This window comes from Alcanivorax sp. HI0083 (genome assembly GCF_001635175.1).
Genome location: NZ_LWFX01000706.1, coordinates 1 through 403, shown reverse-complemented (window position 1 = coordinate 403; position 403 = coordinate 1). Strand labels below are relative to the sequence as shown.

The window sequence follows — 403 nt, the reverse complement described above, 5'->3', positions numbered from 1 at the left end:
CTCAAGCGTATAGTGCTCCACCATCACTTGCCCGCGATTCACTCAACTCGCTAAAGTAGACGTTCATTTTGCGGGGAATATCCATGACTCATACCCACGGCTGGCTAGCTCGGCTGGAGCAGTTGGGCAACCGGCTTCCCCACCCGACCTTGTTATTTGTCTGGCTTTGCCTGCTGCTGCTTCCCCTCACCGCATTACTGGGTGCACTGGATATCACCGCGGTTCACCCTCTCACCGACGACACCATTACCGCCCGCTCACTGCTCGACGGTGACGGCCTGCGTTATCTGTTCACCACCCTGGTGGGCAACTTCACCAGCTTTGCGCCACTGGGCGTGGTGCTCGTCGCCATGTTGGGCCTGGGCGTAGCCGAACAATCCGGGCTGCTGTCGGTGAGCCTTGC

At 59.3% G+C, this 403-nt stretch carries 1 protein-coding gene; it reads left to right on the top strand.

The genetic code is table 11. The annotated features are described in order from the left end of the window. Positions 1-83: 83 nt before the first annotated feature. Positions 84-403, top strand: a 320-nt coding sequence (locus tag A3754_RS06940; RefSeq protein WP_197468533.1) for an AbgT family transporter, incomplete at its 3' end; no start/stop codon positions are given.